15 protein-coding genes and 2 pseudogenes are annotated in these 15,258 nt (G+C 68.7%); 9 read left to right on the top strand and 8 right to left on the bottom strand.

The annotated features are described in order from the left end of the window. Positions 1 to 309: 309 nt before the first annotated feature. Entirely contained in the window at positions 310 to 702 is a 393-nt protein-coding gene (locus ABH937_RS37565) for a hypothetical protein (RefSeq protein WP_370220808.1), read from the bottom strand. Then, positions 699 to 989, bottom strand: coding sequence for a hypothetical protein (locus tag ABH937_RS37560; protein WP_370220807.1), 291 nt, complete (start codon positions 987 to 989; stop codon positions 699 to 701). Before ABH937_RS37560 ends, ABH937_RS37565 begins: the two co-directional genes overlap by 4 nt. A 219-nt stretch (positions 990 to 1,208) precedes the next feature. On the opposite strand from ABH937_RS37560, the gene ABH937_RS37555 reads away from it, so the two are divergent. The 9 genes from ABH937_RS37555 (at position 1,209) to ABH937_RS37515 (ending at position 9,609) form a co-directional block, all read left to right on the top strand. Further along, positions 1,209 to 1,391, top strand: a complete 183-nt coding sequence (locus ABH937_RS37555) for a hypothetical protein (RefSeq protein ID WP_370220806.1) — start codon at positions 1,209 to 1,211, stop codon at positions 1,389 to 1,391. Between the two features lie 257 nt (positions 1,392 to 1,648). Further along, positions 1,649 to 2,608: a hypothetical protein gene (locus ABH937_RS37550; protein ID WP_280694857.1), complete on the top strand. Its 960-nt coding sequence runs from the start codon at positions 1,649 to 1,651 to the stop codon at positions 2,606 to 2,608. Positions 2,609 to 3,395: 787 nt separating this feature from the next. After that, the gene (locus tag ABH937_RS37545; RefSeq protein WP_370220805.1) at positions 3,396 to 3,677 is read left to right on the top strand and encodes a hypothetical protein; all 282 of its coding nucleotides are present in this window, start codon (positions 3,396 to 3,398) and stop codon (positions 3,675 to 3,677) included. 976 nt (positions 3,678 to 4,653) lie between these two features. Next, the gene (locus ABH937_RS37540) at positions 4,654 to 5,187 is read left to right on the top strand and encodes a GNAT family N-acetyltransferase (RefSeq protein ID WP_370220804.1); all 534 of its coding nucleotides are present in this window, start codon (positions 4,654 to 4,656) and stop codon (positions 5,185 to 5,187) included. After that, positions 5,174 to 6,451: a GNAT family N-acetyltransferase gene (locus ABH937_RS37535; RefSeq protein WP_280694860.1), complete on the top strand. Its 1,278-nt coding sequence runs from the start codon at positions 5,174 to 5,176 to the stop codon at positions 6,449 to 6,451. Before ABH937_RS37540 ends, ABH937_RS37535 begins: the two co-directional genes overlap by 14 nt. A 183-nt stretch (positions 6,452 to 6,634) precedes the next feature. Continuing rightward, on the top strand, positions 6,635 to 7,570 hold the full coding sequence (locus ABH937_RS37530; RefSeq protein WP_280694861.1) for an aminoglycoside phosphotransferase family protein: 936 nt from the start codon (positions 6,635 to 6,637) through the stop codon (positions 7,568 to 7,570). Positions 7,571 to 7,628: 58 nt separating this feature from the next. Then, positions 7,629 to 8,195, top strand: a complete 567-nt coding sequence (locus tag ABH937_RS37525) for an AAA family ATPase (RefSeq protein WP_280694862.1) — start codon at positions 7,629 to 7,631, stop codon at positions 8,193 to 8,195. 4 nt (positions 8,196 to 8,199) lie between these two features. Continuing rightward, complete coding sequence (locus tag ABH937_RS37520) at positions 8,200 to 8,961, top strand: aminoglycoside adenylyltransferase family protein (RefSeq protein ID WP_280694863.1); 762 nt, start codon at positions 8,200 to 8,202, stop codon at positions 8,959 to 8,961. A gap of 408 nt (positions 8,962 to 9,369) precedes the next feature. Further along, positions 9,370 to 9,609 carry a transposase gene (locus tag ABH937_RS37515; protein ID WP_280694864.1) on the top strand — a complete coding sequence of 80 codons (240 nt, stop codon included), beginning with the start codon at positions 9,370 to 9,372 and terminating at the stop codon, positions 9,607 to 9,609. Between the two features lie 65 nt (positions 9,610 to 9,674). On the opposite strand, the gene ABH937_RS37510 is transcribed toward ABH937_RS37515, so the two are convergent. The 6 genes and pseudogenes from ABH937_RS37510 to ABH937_RS37485 all read right to left on the bottom strand — a co-directional run. Beyond that, positions 9,675 to 9,980 carry a hypothetical protein gene (locus ABH937_RS37510; RefSeq protein ID WP_370220803.1) on the bottom strand — a complete coding sequence of 102 codons (306 nt, stop codon included), beginning with the start codon at positions 9,978 to 9,980 and terminating at the stop codon, positions 9,675 to 9,677. A 1,398-nt stretch (positions 9,981 to 11,378) separates the two neighbouring features. Further along, positions 11,379 to 12,188 (bottom strand): phosphotransferase, encoded by an 810-nt coding sequence (locus ABH937_RS37505; RefSeq protein ID WP_280694866.1) that lies wholly within the window; start codon positions 12,186 to 12,188, stop codon positions 11,379 to 11,381. Positions 12,189 to 12,278: 90 nt separating this feature from the next. Next, positions 12,279 to 13,123, bottom strand: a pseudogene (locus ABH937_RS37500) (IS5 family transposase). 12 nt (positions 13,124 to 13,135) lie between these two features. Further along, positions 13,136 to 13,513, bottom strand: a complete 378-nt coding sequence (locus ABH937_RS37495; protein WP_370220802.1) for a hypothetical protein — start codon at positions 13,511 to 13,513, stop codon at positions 13,136 to 13,138. 424 nt (positions 13,514 to 13,937) lie between these two features. Then, on the bottom strand, positions 13,938 to 14,399 hold the full coding sequence (locus ABH937_RS37490; protein WP_280694873.1) for an ATP-binding protein: 462 nt from the start codon (positions 14,397 to 14,399) through the stop codon (positions 13,938 to 13,940). A 132-nt stretch (positions 14,400 to 14,531) separates the two neighbouring features. Then, positions 14,532 to 15,164: pseudogene (locus ABH937_RS37485) on the bottom strand (pyridoxal-phosphate dependent enzyme); the annotation flags it as partial. Positions 15,165 to 15,258 lie beyond the last annotated feature (94 nt).

The following is a 15,258-nucleotide window of genomic DNA, read 5'->3' as shown; positions in this document are numbered from 1 at the left end:
CGCCCCCCGGGCTCCCCCCCCCGCCCCCCCCCCCCCCGGCGGGCCCCGGCCCCCCCCCCCCCCCCCCCCCCCCGGGCCCCCCGGGGGGGCCCCCCCCCCCCCCCCCCCGGAGCTGAGCACCACACTGGACAAATCGGTGGCCACGAAGTCCGCCGGAAAGACGACCCGACGACCCGCGGCGACAAGGCGCGCCGACTCGGCGGCGGGTACGACGCAGCCCCGAAGCCGAGGGACTGCAGGGCTGCGAGGGCCGTTCGAGGAGCGGTCGTTATGTGACCGTGTCGCCTGCCGGCCCGGCGCCACGGCGCGTCACCCGAGCAAGCGATCGTCGTTGATGTCGACGGTGACGGTGCCCGGCGGATAGTCGTCTTCCCTCGCGGTGAGGATCAAATGCATCGCTCCCCGGGAACCGGTCGGTAGCGCCGCATACAGGGCATGGGCGGTGTCCTGGCTCCCGATGCCGTCACGCACGATCGCGGCCACGGTGACCGCAGCCATCGAGTCAAGAGGCTCAACCTCGACCGCCGGCAGCGACAGCACGTGCAGACCTGCGCCCTCATCCTCCGCCTCCGCTGCCAGTAGGCACAGCACCGGCACAACCAGATGAGTGAACGGCGAGGCGTTGGCCTTGTCTACGAGGAGCTGCAGCCCGCGATGACCTTTCGAGAGAGCCCTGACCGCGCCTGAGTCAAGGACGATCACGCCGCGCGGCCCTTCTTGATGCTGGCTACGGACTTCTCGGCGGCGATCTCGTAGACACGGCTGAGGACGTCCGGCGCGCTGTCGAACTCCTCGTCGGTCACCGTGCAGTTCATGTGCTCACGCATGACGCGGCGACCCTCGATCACGCGGGCGGCGAGCTGCTCGGCGGTGGGCTGCTGCTCGGCAAGGGCGGTGACCAGGCCGCCGATGGTCATCCCCCGTTCCTTCGCCAGAGCAGCGAGGTGATCACGGGTGGTATCGGGGACTTTGATCGTGGAATCGCCCATGCCAGCAGAGTAGCGCAGCGGTAGAGGAAAGTAGAAAGCTCGATAGGGCCTTCAGCCGGACGTGAGGGTGACTGTGCTGAGCAGGACGTTACTCTGAGGGCCGGGTTCCTCTTCGCCTTGGGCGCCGGTCCCACCCCGCCCGCTTCGAGCGCGGCATTGAGGACTCGGCAGTTCTCCGGCTCTACAGCGACGACCTTCACGCCACGGTGTTCGGCGGCAATGGCCATTCCAGCGAACCGTCCACTCCGCCACGGCGACCAGCACGGAGTCCAGGCCCCGGACCTGACGGCTGACCTCGCCCGCCTGACCGTCCGCCTCCAGCTCGCCGGCCCCACACCGGTCTTCGACCTGGCCCACCGCCCCGGTCGACGGACGGCACGAAGACTCGCCGCCCTCTGCTGACGCATCCGCCAGCTCGCGGACGAGGCCCTGACGACTGCCCCAGACTCAACTCACATGGCAGAAGTGGACTGCATCCCACACAAACCATCGTTCGGAGAACTGATCTGATCGGATGTGAACTGTGCTCGAGGTCGCTCGCCCACGTCGTCGGGTCATCCGCACGATCACGTGGTAAGTTCCGTGATCCAAACAGAAAATAGGCGACCCCGGCGGTGGTGGAACACCCCGGGGTCCGGCTTCAGGAGCTGAAACTCCCGATGCGTGTACATCGTAGCGCCCACGCGCGTAACTTCACCGTGCTGCCCAATAGCATGCTCCAGTGGCGGCGGCTGAGCTACACCGCCCGCGGCCTGCTCGCGGACCTCCTCTCACGGCCCGACGGCTGGCGCGAGGACGGTCGACACATGGCCGACACCAGCCCCCAAGGCCGGGCGGCGATCCGCAAGGCCCTGAAGGAACTGACCGACGCCGGCTTCTACCGGGTCGAGAAGATCCGCATGCCCGACGGAACGATCCGCAGCGAAGCCCACGTCTACGACACCCCGCAGCTCTCGGTGCCGGGTGTCCCCCATCCGGCCCCCGGTAAGGCGACGACCGGCGCAGCTGACGCCCCTCCTGTAAAGAGCCGGTACCAAGAACCCACCCTCCCCGCCGAGCAGGCCGACCAGCCGTCGGCCGGCATCGAGGCGGCGAACGCGCCCAACGGGCGGGAGGAAAGCCACGATCTCGTCCAACAGCCGCAGGTGGCGCCGGACAAGCAACTCCGCGAGGCGGTAGCGACCCTGTTCCGGGTGATCCGACCGGAGCCGCGCCTGCGCCTGGGCGAGGCCGAGGCGCTCGGACTGGCACCGCTGGTCGCCCAGTGGCTGGAGCGCGGCAGCACTCCTGGAGACCTGGCCCAGGCCCTGCTGCTCGGCCTTCCCACAACGGTGCAATCCGCGACAGCGGTCCTCGGGTACCGTCTGCAGCACAAGATGCCGCCCGCCCACGCCCCTGAGCAGCCCGCAGCAGCCCGATACGCCGAGTGCGGCAAGTGCCACGACCCCGTGCCACAACCAGGCATCTGCAGAGCCTGCGCCGGCCTCGGCACACCGACCATCGCGGTTGGCGGCGGAGCTCCAGCAACTTCTGCGGGCGCCACACGTGCTCGCACCGCCCTGCTGGCCGCCAAGACGGCGCTGCCCAGCGCTCCCCCCAAGTTGGCGGCTATCAGTTGAGGCCACCGGGGCTCCCACCGCAGCGCCGTGGGAGGCGCCGAACTTCCGGATACGAACGGCCGAACAGGCCGGCGCAGCCCAAGGATCCCCCCGCGCACGGCACGATGAAGCGCGCTGGATCCGGAGGCTGGAGGCCGCCGCCGAGTAGCCGTCGACGCTGAGGATCACCGCGCTGGAAGCCCTGGCTCGCCGGAAGGTGACCGTGCATTGCTGGTCCAGGCCCTGGTGGACGCGGCGGTCCTGAAGCTCGGAGCGAACCCGGTCCGCCTGCGCGACGCCGTGCGGACGCAGACCGGCCCAGGCGACGGGACTCCAAAGCGCCGACCCGCTGACCGCGCCGGCCTACGGCCTGATCTGACACCGCCCGCACCGCACGACCCCAGGGTGACCGAAGGCTGCGAACACAGCTACCGGTCCCCAACAGGGCGCACCATAACCGCACTTGGGGAGGAGGTGTGACCGTCCAGAGCATCCCGACCGGCCTGCTACTGCCGGTGGTAACACCGCAGGCCCGGCCCGTGTCGCTGGCCCGGCCGCTGGCGAGCGTGACGCACTTTCCCTTCCCCGGGCCGCTACGGTCCGAGGGGATGCTCACCTTGATCGCTGACCGGAGGCGCGGGCGCGAGTCCGCCCTGGATGGCACACGGCTACGGATCCCGTGCCGAAGACGATGACGACACACCACGTTCAGTGGTCAGCGGCGAGCACATGCGCCGATGCCCGGGGCGCACGACCTACGCGGGCCTACCCTCCCGCAGCCGGTGCCGCCGCAGCTATGGTGGCGGGCATGACGTACCGCGTGCAGTACACCGTAGAGGCCAGGGCGACGATCGACGCTCTGCCGGCTGATCGCCGCGACCTGCTGGAGCGTGCGCTCGGTGTGCTGGCCCGCGACCCCTACCACAAGACGGCCACCGCACCGATCGGCCCGGACGAACACCTGCGGAAGGCCTACGCAGCGCCGGGTGTGGTGGTCGAGTTCATGGTCGCCGACCACGTCCTGGTCGTCGTCGTGCTCCAGGTCTTCGACGAGCTCCAGTTCCTCATCGACCAGAGCGACGCACGCTGACCCACCAATCCCCCTCCCCCACCGGCATGGTGCTCCAATCCGCACCAGGGGAACCGACGGCTCACAGAAGCGGCCTCCCGCATGGGGCCGAGCACTGAGCACCGGTCGCATGCCGGACCGCTCACGGCCCACTGGGAGGTGGAGAGGCCGGAAGACCGGCCGCCAGCCATCGACCCGCCGACCGATGCCACCGGCAGCACCGTGAAAGCCACCCTGCTGCCCCGTGGTGATCTACCCCGATCGGCAGCAGCGATGACGAAGCGCCCGGCCCTCTCGTGGGGTGAAGTCCATCCAGCTCACCACCAACGGCCGTCCGTTGTTCCCCGGGGCCAGACGCACGGGTCTGCTTCGGGGGTCGTCTCGTGGAGCGAGGCGACGACCTGCGTCCAGGCCCTGCCGGAGACCCGCCGCTGACCGCCGTGGCGCCCTCCAGGGCGGTGACCGCCTCCGTACCGGGACGGGCCGTGCCTGGCTGGCGAGTCGCTGGACTGATGACCGGGCGGCTCCTCCGTCGTCGCGGCGGGTCCGCTCCGCACCAGAGTCACCGGCAGGCCCTCCGCCAAGCCGTCGGTCTCCCTGACGATGTCTGGCGGCGGGCCCGCGGCTGGGCCTTGTGGAAGTCACTGGTCACCATCGCCGCACTCCCCGGCCCGGAGTCCGATGGTTTCCACGGCCGCGTCCTGGCCGAGGTCCTCAGCGATCCGGTCGCGCCGTGACTCACGGCTGCCCGGCCCACGCTGGGAATTGGGGCTGCGTGGCGTGACAGGGCCGACCTGCGGAAACGGAAGCGAGCGCCGGTGTTGCTGTCACTCTTTGATGCGCTGTGATCGGGGTACCCGTGAGCTGGTAGGGAGGCTGCCCAAGGGCAGCTGATCTCGTGCACATTGACGCCTTTGTGGGCAGATATGCCGTGTTCATCCCTTAAGTCGAGCTTATTTATGCGGGCTTTTGTCACGCCGATGAAACTATGCCCGGTATGGATCTTCTCGACGGTGGCTCAGTGGTTCTGCGTCGCGCGACGCCCGGTGACGCACCTGACTTCCGCGCTGCCTTGGAGCGCGATGAGGTGGCTCGGTGGTGGACGAGGAACGGGTGGCTGGATGTCGAGGGGGATCTCGCCCGGCTGGACCACCGGCACCTCGCGATCGTGGCCGACGGCGCGGTGGTGGGAATGATCCAGTGGTGGGAGGAGGACTCGCCGGTCTGCCCCTACGCCACGATCGACATGTTCCTCCACCCCGACTATCACCGCCACGGGTACGGAAGCGACGCCCTGCGCACCCTGGTCGATTGGCTGCTCGGCCCCGCTGGACACCACCGGGTGACGATCGACCCCGCCACCGACAATACCGCCGCCATCAGCTGCTACGAGAAGGTCGGCTTCCGACGTGTCGGTGTACTCCGTCAGTACGGGAAGGACGACGCCGGACAATGGCGCGACGCGCTCCTGCTCGACCTCCTTGCCGACGACCTCGCGGGCGATCGAGAGGGCGGACATGGTGACTGTTGAGATCCGCCCCATCGCTCCTGACGAGGCGTTGGATTTCCTGCGCATCGTGCCGGCCTACGCGGGAACACCCAGTTGGGAGCCGGAACCCGCGGCGTGGCATTCGGGCGTCGGCGTCGCGCCCCCGTTCGGCGCACCCGCCGGCCATGACGAACTGGTCGCGGCCGCCGCCGAGTTGCGCGACGTGGACCGCACCCGGGCCGCGTTCGTCGACGGCAGGCTGGTCGGCACCTCCCAGATGCTCTCGCTGCAGGTCACCGTCCCCGGCACCGGACCGGTGCCAATGGGCGGGGTGACCGCTGTCGGCGTGCTGCCGACCCACCGGCGCCGGGGACTGCTGCGCGCCATGATGCGCGCGCTGCTGGACGACTGCCGCCAGCGGGGCGAGGCGCTGGCCACCCTGAGCGCGGCCGAGGGCGGCATCTACGGCCGGTACGGCTTCGGCCCGGCCACCTACCAAGCCCGCTGGGAGCTCGACACCAGCAAGGCCGAGCCGACCCGTCCACGGGAGGCTCGGGGGCGTATCGAGCTGGTGGACGCGCGGATGGCCAAGGCCGTGTGGCCGGTGCTGCACGACCGGGTCCGCGCAACCCGGATCGGCGAGGTCAGCGCCCACCACGGACTGTGGGACGAGAAAGCCGACGGGGACCGCCAGTTCGTCCTTCACTACAACGACGCCGGTACCGTCGACGGTGCGGCCAACTACCGCACGCCCTGGTCCCCGGACCCGGCCACCGCTGGCACCGTCGAGGTCGACTGGCTGGAGGCGACGTCGGATACCGCCTACACCGACCTGTGGTCCTTCCTGACCAGCCTGGACCTGACCAAGCGCGTGATCGCAGGCAAGCGGCCGGTCGACGAGGCGTTCCGCTGGCAGCTCACCGACCCGCGCGCCCTACGCGTCACCCGGCAGAGCGACGACCTGTGGGTCCGCCTGGTCGACGTGCCCGCGGCCCTGGCGAACCGCACCTACCAGGTGGAAGGATCCATGGTCATCGAGGTCTCCGACTCCTTCTGCCCGTGGAACCAGGGCCGTTGGCGGCTGGACGGCGGCCCGAGCGGCGCCCACTGCGAGCGCGCGCCCGCCGGCGACGGGGCCGACCTGTCGCTCGACGCGTCGACTCTCGGCTCCATCTACCTGGGCGGAACCCCGATCGGCCCGATCGCCGCCGCCGGCCTCGTCCACGAGCACACCACTGGAGCTATCGACCGGGCCACCGTCATGCTCACCCACCCCCAGGCTCCCCACAACGCCATCGGCTTCTGACCCGCCGGCGGAAACGGGGACGACAACATTGCCGTGCCGCCGAGCATCGGTAGCCCGAGACAGCGAACACGACCGCCTGGAGTGGCACCTGATGCACCAGCAGCAGCACCCGACTACTGGCACCCTGCCCGCCGATCCGGACGAGCGGGCAGCAGGCGCGCTGAATTTCGAGGAGGCCGGCCGGTGACCGCCGAGCTGTTCCCCTCGACGCTGCCCGTCGTCACCACGCTCGGTGGGACCGAATCGGGCCGGGCGTGGCTGGCCCGGCTACCGGCCATCGTGGCGGACCTGCGGTCACGATGGTCACTGCGCCTGGAGGCGCCGTTCCACGGCGGAAGCTGCTCCTGGGTCGCACCCGCACACCTGCCCGATGGGACGCCGGTCGTGCTGAAGGTGAGCTGGCCGCACCGGGAGGCCGCCGGCGAGGCCGAGGCCCTACGGCTGTGGGACGGCAACGGCGCGGTGTACATCCTGCGGGACGATCGCGAACACCAGGCGCTCCTGCTGGAACGGTGTGACCCGGGCCATCCGCTGGGCACGGCCCACGATCTCGCCGCCCAGCGGCGCCTGCTGCTGGGCACCGAGATCCTGCGCGAGCTGTGGCAGACACCGGTCCCTGCGCAGACCTGTCTGGAACAGCTCGGCGACGTCACCGCCGAGTGGGCCGACCTGGCACAAGAGCGCATGGATCGGCTGCGGCCGGGCTTCGATCCCAGCCTGGTGGCGCACGGCATCCGGCTGCTGCGCGAGCTCCCCGCCACGGCCACCCGGGAGGTCGTCGTGCACGGCGACTTCAACTCGGGCAACGTGGTCGCCGCCTCCCGCAGGCCCTGGCTGGCCATCGATGCCAAGCCCATGATCGGCGACCCGGGCTACGACCCGTGGCCGCTGCTGGAGGAGATCGACGACCCGTTCGCACATGCCGACCCGCACCGCGTGCTCGCCGACCGCTTCGCGCTGGTGGCCGACGCGACCGGCGAGGACGCCGGACGGCTCCAGGCCTGGGGCATCGCCCGCCGTGTAGAGACGGCACTGTCGGTGCTCGCGGAAGGGGACATGCCCGGCGCGGCAGGCGTGATACGGGAGGCCCGGGTGCTGGCCGACCTGCTCGGTGCATGACCGACCACCCGGCGGGCCCGACACCACGGGCCCGCCCCGACCAGAAACGGTTTCGTTCATGAGCCGGTACATCCTCACCGGTACACCGGGCGCGGGTAAGACGTCGATCCTGCGGGGTCTGGCCGAGCTCGGCTATGACGTCGTCGAGGAGGCGGCGACCGCGGTCATCGCACGGGCACAGGCACGGGGCGAGGACCAACCGTGGACACGCGCGTCCTTCGTCGATGAGATCGTCGCCCTGCAACGACAGCGGCAGGAGCAGGCGTCCACCGCGACCGGTGGCATTCAGGTGTTCGATCGCTCGCCAGTCTGTGTCCATGCGCTGGCCCGTTACAGCGGTCGGCTGGTTTCCCGGGCGCTGGCCGCTGAACTGGAGCGGATCACCGGCGAGGGGATCTACGAGCGGCAGGTGTTCTTCGTCCGCAATCTGGGGTTCTGCGAACCCACCGCTGCCCGCCGGATCAGCTTCCAGGACTCCCTGCGGTTCGAGCGGATCCACGAGGACAGCTACCGCGCGTTCGGCTACGAGCTGATCGACGTCCCCGCCGACTACCTGGACCAGCGCATCACTACGGTAAGCGCGGCGATCTCGCGACTCGCCCCGTGGACGACACCGCGACACTGATGTGATGGATCAACTTGAGCAGACCGTCGGGCTCGTCCGCGACATCGTGGGGCCGGAGCTCCTGGGGACGTATCTCCACGGCTCCGCCGTGCTCGGGGGCCTCGCCCCGGCCAGCGACCTGGACGTCCTGGCCGTCACACGGCGCAGTCTCGACGACTGGGAGCGGCGGGCGCTTGTCGAGGGCTTGCTGGAGATCTCCAGCCTCACGCCCACTGTCCGACCGGTTGAACTCACCCTCGTCGTCCAGTCCGAGGTCCGCCCCTGGCGGTTCCCGCCGACCGGAGACTTCCTCTACGGCGAGTGGCTGCGCGACGAATTCCAGACAGGCGGGTCTCCGCGACCCGGACCGATGCCAGACCTGGCTGTGGTCCTCACCGTGGTCCTTGCAGGCAACCACCCCTTGACCGGGCCTCCTCCCGCCGAACTCCTGGACCCGGTGCCGCACGCCGACCTCGTCCAGGCGAGCGTTGATGCAATCCCCGAACTCCTGACCGACCTGGACGACGATACCCGCAACGTCCTGCTGACCCTCGCCCGCATTTGGACCACTCTCGCCACGGGCGAGATCACAACCAAGGACGTCGCCGCCGACTGGGCCATCGCCCACCTACCCCCGGAGCACCACCCCGTCCTGGAGCACGCTCGAAACCTCTACCTCAGCTGCCACTATCAGGACGAGGCCTGGAGCGAGGGGCTGAAGGCCCAGCTGCGCCCGTATGTGGACGACGTGGTCACTCACATCGACCACCTGCGCCAACAGGCGTGAACTGCACCCCGGATGCTCACTCGCTCATCGTTGGCGAATGGCACGCTGAGCCACGACGGCAGACATGGACATATCGGGTTGCTGAGCCAGCGCCCGGTCACGTGGGATGGACACCATGGACGTCTTGGTCACAGGTCAGCGTGGGATGGTCGGCACCGCAGCGGTGAGGATGCTGTACGAACACGGGGGCAGCGTCACCGGGTTCGACCTGGCCGACGGGCAGGATGTGCGGGACACCACCTCTTTGATCGTGGCTGCACGCGGGGTGGACCACCCCCGGTGCACCAACTCCCGTGAGAGCGCCCGGAACACGGGCTTTCCACCGCGGGAATGTCGCTACCTGCAGGTCCACGTCCGCACCGAGCAGCAACACCCGTATGGAAGGCTCGCTACGCGGTCCGCTCCGGAGTGGAGGGCACCATCAACGAGTTCGCCCACGGACACGGCATGCGCCACTGCCGCTACCGAGGACAGCCCAAAGCCCACCTGCAACACGTACTCACGGCCATCGCCGTGAACATCGAACGACTCAGCAGCCGGTCAGAGGCCGAGAAATCCTCTCCACCGAGACCGCCGACCGCCTTCCAGGACTTCCTGGACCTGCAGGCGATTCCCCAATCGAAGTCCTGGCGCACCCTCGGCACCTGACCTCGACCATCCAAGATCCCCGACAGAGTCCCACCGCTAGCGCAGGGCTGGCGCAGTACGTGCGCTCATGCAGTGGTAATAGCCGCTGCGCGTTGGGCCAGTTCTCGGGCACCGGGGATGCCTCGGCGGACGTAGAGCCCCAGCGCTGAGCGCATCGTGTCCAGCTCCTTGCGGTTGGGCCGGGAGGCGACGCCGTCCATGAGGTCCACGCTCTCGCGCCACAAGCCAACGGCTTCCTCGTGCCGGTTCTGGGCGGTGGCTGCTTTGGCGATGTTCGCGAGGGTGAGGCCGCGAACGCGGTGGTAGGTGCCCGGGACGCGCCCGTGCAGCGCCGTTCGGTAGTGCCGCTCCGCGGCTGCATGGTCCGCCATCTCGGTCAGTGTCCGGCCGGTGTGGGAGGCGATAACCGCAGCGACCGGTCCGGCTGCGGCGACATAGCTGGGAATGCTGTCGGTTCCGGTGAGAAGCGCGTCCTGTGCAGCGAGGATCAGGGCAGCGGCGGTAGGTCCGTTGCCACACGCAGCGTGGGCTCGGGCCGCAGTGATCAGGAGCAAGGATCCGGTTCGACGGTCTACTTGGCCGCAGGGCGCGTGTCAGCGCTTCGGTGGCGAGCTCAACGGACCCGGCGGGTTTCGAGGTTCGGTATACGGATCGCGGTATCGACCGATCCTCGCGGCTCTCGAAGCGGATATCTTGGCCCCGAGCGCAGGCCAGCCAAAATCAGTAAACTGCGGAAGTGGAATCACGAGAAGAAGGAATCTCATGGAATGGCTTTTCGAGAATCAGCGGACTGGGCTTAGGGTCCACTTTGCAGACGATGGAAAATCCAAAATTTCAATCACTTCCGTCGATGGTCAGGGAAATGCTACTGGAGCTGTCGAAGGGGAAATGTCATACGGATTCGATTCTGCAGGGCGCAGATCCCTTGGCCTCATAGAAGTCAACCCTAAAGAGGCTCGAGGATTGGGCATCGGCTCTGCCGCAATGTGGGTCCTAGCGCAATCGGCCACCGAGCAGGGAGGGATAAATGGAGCATCGGGCGATACCATATCCCTCGTAAACGCCGATCCGAAGGTGAGGCCGTGGTACGGGAAGCTCGGATTTTCTCCCGACCCGGAGGGGGTGCAGAATGTTGCTTCCGAGGTCGAGAAACTCAGCGAGGAGCATGGCGATTCGATAGCGAATCATATCGCCAAAACATTCTTGATTCCGCAGGTTATGATGATAGCCGAAACTCGATATGTCTTGCAGAATTCAGCCGAGATCTGGTCCAAGGCTTGGAACGTAATCGGAAACTCTGTCACCGGAGGTCTCACCGCCTCAACTGAGCCCGTGGCGCCGAGGGAGAGGTTGAGTGCAACCAGGCTGGGCGACCCAGCTCCCGTCGTGCAACAAGGCGCCCCGTCGAACCCCAATGGGCTACCGTCCGGTGAGCGGCCGCGTCAGCGCCCCCTGCCGCCTCCCCCGGCTACTCGGAGGGGGCCTCTCCAGCACTGAGGTTTTCTCGTGCGCCCAGCAGACTGGAGGTTGATGGCAGCACCATTGCGTTAGGCCTGTGACCTGCGGTGCAACCCGTTCAGCGTCGGGGGCGGGCGGCGATTTGAGTCCTGAGACCGTGTGTCTGAACCTGTAATGCCAGGTCAGGTGCTTCAGGCGAGTAGTTCGGTTTCGGGTGCCGTTCGAATCGGCGTCACGGTGACGGTGATCCGAACGGCACCCGAAACCCTTGGGCGGGACTCGTCCTGGCCGCTGGGCGAAGAGAGTGGACTTCAGCGCAGGACTTGCTCCAGAAGGTCGCGGTTGCGCATCATCCAGGCCGCCGAGCGCAGTCGCCAGGTGATTCCCCATAGCGCTTCGGCATCCGTGTTCTCAGGAGTGATGCCAGCCTGGCGCGCCTGGTCGGCGGCGTCTTGTACGGCCACTTCGATGGCGGTGTCGAGGAAGCCCCGGCGCTGGTGGGCGGACAGGCCGTAGCCGTCGACGATCGCACGCAGCTGGCGGGCACGGGTGCCGGCCGGTGGCAGGCCGACGCGCTCAGCTACGTCGTCGTCGTGCAGTTGCGCGTTGAGCCAGCACAGCTGGGCCAGCTCGACCAGGGGATCCACCGGGCCGCAGTACTCCCAGTCGATCAACGCCACGGGCCGGCCGTGCCGGGCGACGATGTTCCACGGCCCGGTGTCGCAGTGGCCGATGACACGCGCCGCACCGCCGAGGGAGCGTCCGTGCCAGGGCCGCCACACGACTGCCTCGGGCGGGCGGAACGAGGCAGTGGCGTCGTGCAGGTCCCGCAGGAGTGTCCCCAGGTCGTGCGCGGCTTCGTCCTCCCACGGACCGGGGTGGACGAAGCCGCCTTCCACGAACGTCACGCTCTCCCGGCCCGATGCGTCGAACCCCGTCCCCACCACCCGCGGCGCGCCCGCGAAGCCGACGGCCTCGAGATGCCTCAGCAGCGCCTGCATCGATCCCGACCATGGGGAGGCCTCGCGCAGGACGACGTCACCGCGCCGGCTGACCACCGCCCCGCCGCCGCCCGTCAGTAGAATTTCGTCGGGGTCAGGAGCAGGAACCGGGTTCGTCACGAATCCTCCGAGGCAGAGAGCACAGTCCTCCCGATGCTGCCCGAAGTGCCCTGATTTCGCACGCGCTTTCGCATCGTCTCGGATTCCGGCCTACACGGCGAGTGCGACCACGGGCTGTGCCGGAGCTCTGGCGGTGCGGGCCAGATGCCGACGCATCGGCGTGATCGCGCTCCATTGCAGGTGGGCCTCGGCGTGGGCGGGGAGTCTCTCGTAGTCGCGGCAGTTGCGGCGGGCCCGCATGAACCACGCCGACTGCGTTCCGCGACCCACCTGCGGGGCAGGACGATGAAGCCCTGGGCATCGGGCGGCCGTCTGACGATCTTGAGAGTGATGCGGAGGTGCTTTCTCTGCCCAGTCGACGAGTTCGCCGGCGTAGGCGGAGTCGGCCCAGACGATGGTGATTTCCGGATGGGCGGCGTGCAGGCGGGCCAGGAGCCGGCGGGCGCCCTCGCGGTCGGACACGTCGGCCGGGGTGACCAGCAGGTCCACCAGCAGGCCGCCCAGGTCCACGGCCAGATGCCGCTTCCTTCCGGTGATCTTCTTCGCCGGATCGTAGCCGCTCGTCGCCCGGGGCACTGTGTCGGCGGCCTTTACCGACTGGCTGTCGACGACCAGGGCCACCGGCTGGGGCTGCGGCCCGTGCGTGACCGGATCCGCTGCCGCAGCAGGTCGATGGTCCTGGGCAGGGTGCCGTCCTTGGCCCAGCGGGCGAAGGGGCCGAACACGGTCCGCCACGGGGGCGGGAAATCCGCCGGCAGGGATCGCCACTTCGCGCCGTTGTCGACGATGTACAAGATCGCATCCACGATCTCGCGCCGTGGGTGGGCCTCGGGGCGACCGCCGAGGGAAGTACGGCAGGCCGGGACGGGCAGCAGGGGCTCCAGCAGGGCCCACTCGGCGTCGGTGGACACCACTTCCTTCGGCCGAGTCGGGATCAGGATGATCAATCAGCGGCTTCGGCCCTCGCGGGCCAGGATGTGCAGGGACGCCCGGACTCCGCCGAGCTGTTGCAGGACCAGCTGGACGTACTCGTCGTCGGGGAACAGGGCAGCGTGCGGGGACACGGTCGCGCTGATCAGCCGGATGATGCGGGTGAGCTCGGTGAGGAACTGGGCCTTCCCGAAGGCGACCAGTTCGGCGGGTTCCTCGGTGAATTTGAAGCCGTCGCGGCGGGTCCAGATCAGCGGGGACATGTGCTCTGCGGCGGTGATCTCGCGGACGTAGATCAGCCCGCGGCGGATCTGGCTGGCGTTCAGGCCGGTCGCGGCGATCAGCTGCTTGGTAGTCAGCCCAGCCGGCCGCGCCTCGCGCAGCGCGATCTCCACAATCGATCAGGTCTGCTTCCTGGTCGATGAGTTGCGCTCGATTCGATCCGCTCGGGCCCTGTAAGCTGATGTTGGGTCAGTTGCCAGGGCGGTGTCCGCGAGCTGGTGGACGCGCCAGTACAGGTCGAGTCGCGGCACCGCCCGCCGACCGGCCAGTGTGCCAGGCTGAGGACCGGCGAGTTGGAGGCGGACGGCGAGGCGGGTCAGGTCGGAAAGCGTGTCTCCGAAGGCGGCGGGTTCCCAGTCGAGTAGGAGATGCGTGCCGTCCAGCTGGCAGACGAGGTGGCCGGGTTACGTAGCGCTTCTCCAGTGCTCCTCGGCGACACAGGCCACCGCGGGGCCATCGAACACCGCAGGTTGCCGGGCAACCGCCTCCGCCCAGAACAGGGGAATGCGGGCACGTCGGCAGGAGGGCGACGCTGAGTCAGGCGCTTCGCGGGGCGCCCAAGGCGGCGTCGGTAATAGCGATGGTCGCGTAGACGCACTTGCCGGAGCCCGGGTAGCCGACGCCCCAGCTGAGCGCCAGGCCCTCCACGAGCGTCATCCCGCGGCCGAAGGTGTCTTCGTCCATGCCGGCGTGCGCGACTGGGGCGTGGGCTCCTCGATCCTGGACTTCGACGACCAACTGTCCCGGCTTGTAGATCCACATCGCGAAGCCGATGTCGTGCCGGGGGGCGTGGACAAGGGCGTTCGTGACCAGCTCGCTGACGATGAGTTTGATCTCGGACTCCTTGTCGCTGGTCAGGCGGTAGCCCCAGGCTCGGAGTTCCCCGCCGACCCTGTCTCGGGTCTCCTTCACGGAGGCTTCAGTCGGGACGACGGGCCAGCTGATCTGAAGGCTGTCCAACTCATCATCTGGGCTGGCAAGTTGATGAACCTTGGGCATGTACTGTCCTTCAAGGGGACGGGTGCTCGGGTGGCATGACCGCGTATCAGCGAGATCAAGAAGTGACGATGGTCACTGCTCTGATGCGGCCTGCTGGGCGCCACAGAGTGGTGGCGCCCAGCAGGGCCTTTGCTACGCCAGATCGGACGGGTTGGTGTTCGCTCCGCACAACACGATGGCGGTCCGGCTGCCAGGTTCGGGGGTGTAGGCGCCGTTGAGGAGGGCCGCGAGGGCGGTCGCGCCGCCGTGCTCGACGGCGAAGCGCCGGTGGTCCCACAGAGTGTTTCGAGCAGCGGTGATCGCCGTATCGGGCACCAGCAGCGAGGCGGCGCCGGTACGGCGGGCCCAGTGCAAGGCGGTCTGCGAGGTGCGGCGTGCCCCGAGGGAGTCGGCCGCCACCGAGTCCACGTCCACGTCCACGACCTCGCCCGCTTCGAGCGCGGCGTTAAGGGCTCGGCAGTTCTCCGGCTCGACGGCGACGACCTTCACACCGTGGTGCTCGGCGACGATGGCCGTTCCGGCGAACAGTCCGCCGCCGCCGACGGCGACCAGCACGGTGTCCAGGCCCGGAACCTGGCGGGTGATCTCGTCCAGCAGGGTGCCGGCGCCAGCGATGATGTGCGGGTCGTCGTAGGCGTGAGAGGCCAGGGCCCCGCTGGTGGCGCTGAACTCCTGTGCCGCGGCGGCAGCGTGGGCGTACTCGGTGCCGACCTGGCGGACGTCGGCGCCCAGGGCAAGCAGCCTCTTGGCTTTGACCTTAGGTGCAATACCGGTGACTTTGGTGGGTTCTGGTCGTTGGGTGGGGTATGCCAAGGCCGGGTCAGTTGAAGTCGTCGGGGGTTGATCGGTTCTCGGATCG

Origin of the sequence: Kitasatospora sp. GAS1066B, assembly GCF_041262605.1 — a bacterium.
Taxonomy (GTDB): Bacteria; Actinomycetota; Actinomycetes; order Streptomycetales; family Streptomycetaceae; genus Kitasatospora.
The sequence above is the reverse complement of the archived record's forward strand: the minus strand, read 5'-3'. Positions and strand labels throughout refer to the sequence as shown.

Excerpts from the sequence above, each read along its gene's own strand:
- ABH937_RS37560 (WP_370220807.1), bottom strand. The coding sequence starts at position 989 with ATGGGCGATTCCACGATCAAAGTCCCCGATACCACCCGTGATCACCTC.
- ABH937_RS37555 (WP_370220806.1), top strand. The coding sequence starts at position 1,209 with ATGGCCATTCCAGCGAACCGTCCACTCCGCCACGGCGACCAGCACGGA.
- ABH937_RS37550 (WP_280694857.1), top strand. The coding sequence starts at position 1,649 with ATGCGTGTACATCGTAGCGCCCACGCGCGTAACTTCACCGTGCTGCCC.
- ABH937_RS37545 (WP_370220805.1), top strand. The coding sequence starts at position 3,396 with ATGACGTACCGCGTGCAGTACACCGTAGAGGCCAGGGCGACGATCGAC.
- ABH937_RS37540 (WP_370220804.1), top strand. The coding sequence starts at position 4,654 with ATGGATCTTCTCGACGGTGGCTCAGTGGTTCTGCGTCGCGCGACGCCC.
- ABH937_RS37535 (WP_280694860.1), top strand. The coding sequence starts at position 5,174 with ATGGTGACTGTTGAGATCCGCCCCATCGCTCCTGACGAGGCGTTGGAT.
- ABH937_RS37525 (WP_280694862.1), top strand. The coding sequence starts at position 7,629 with ATGAGCCGGTACATCCTCACCGGTACACCGGGCGCGGGTAAGACGTCG.
- ABH937_RS37520 (WP_280694863.1), top strand. The coding sequence starts at position 8,200 with ATGGATCAACTTGAGCAGACCGTCGGGCTCGTCCGCGACATCGTGGGG.
- ABH937_RS37510 (WP_370220803.1), bottom strand. The coding sequence starts at position 9,980 with ATGGCGGACCATGCAGCCGCGGAGCGGCACTACCGAACGGCGCTGCAC.
- ABH937_RS37490 (WP_280694873.1), bottom strand. The coding sequence starts at position 14,399 with ATGCCCAAGGTTCATCAACTTGCCAGCCCAGATGATGAGTTGGACAGC.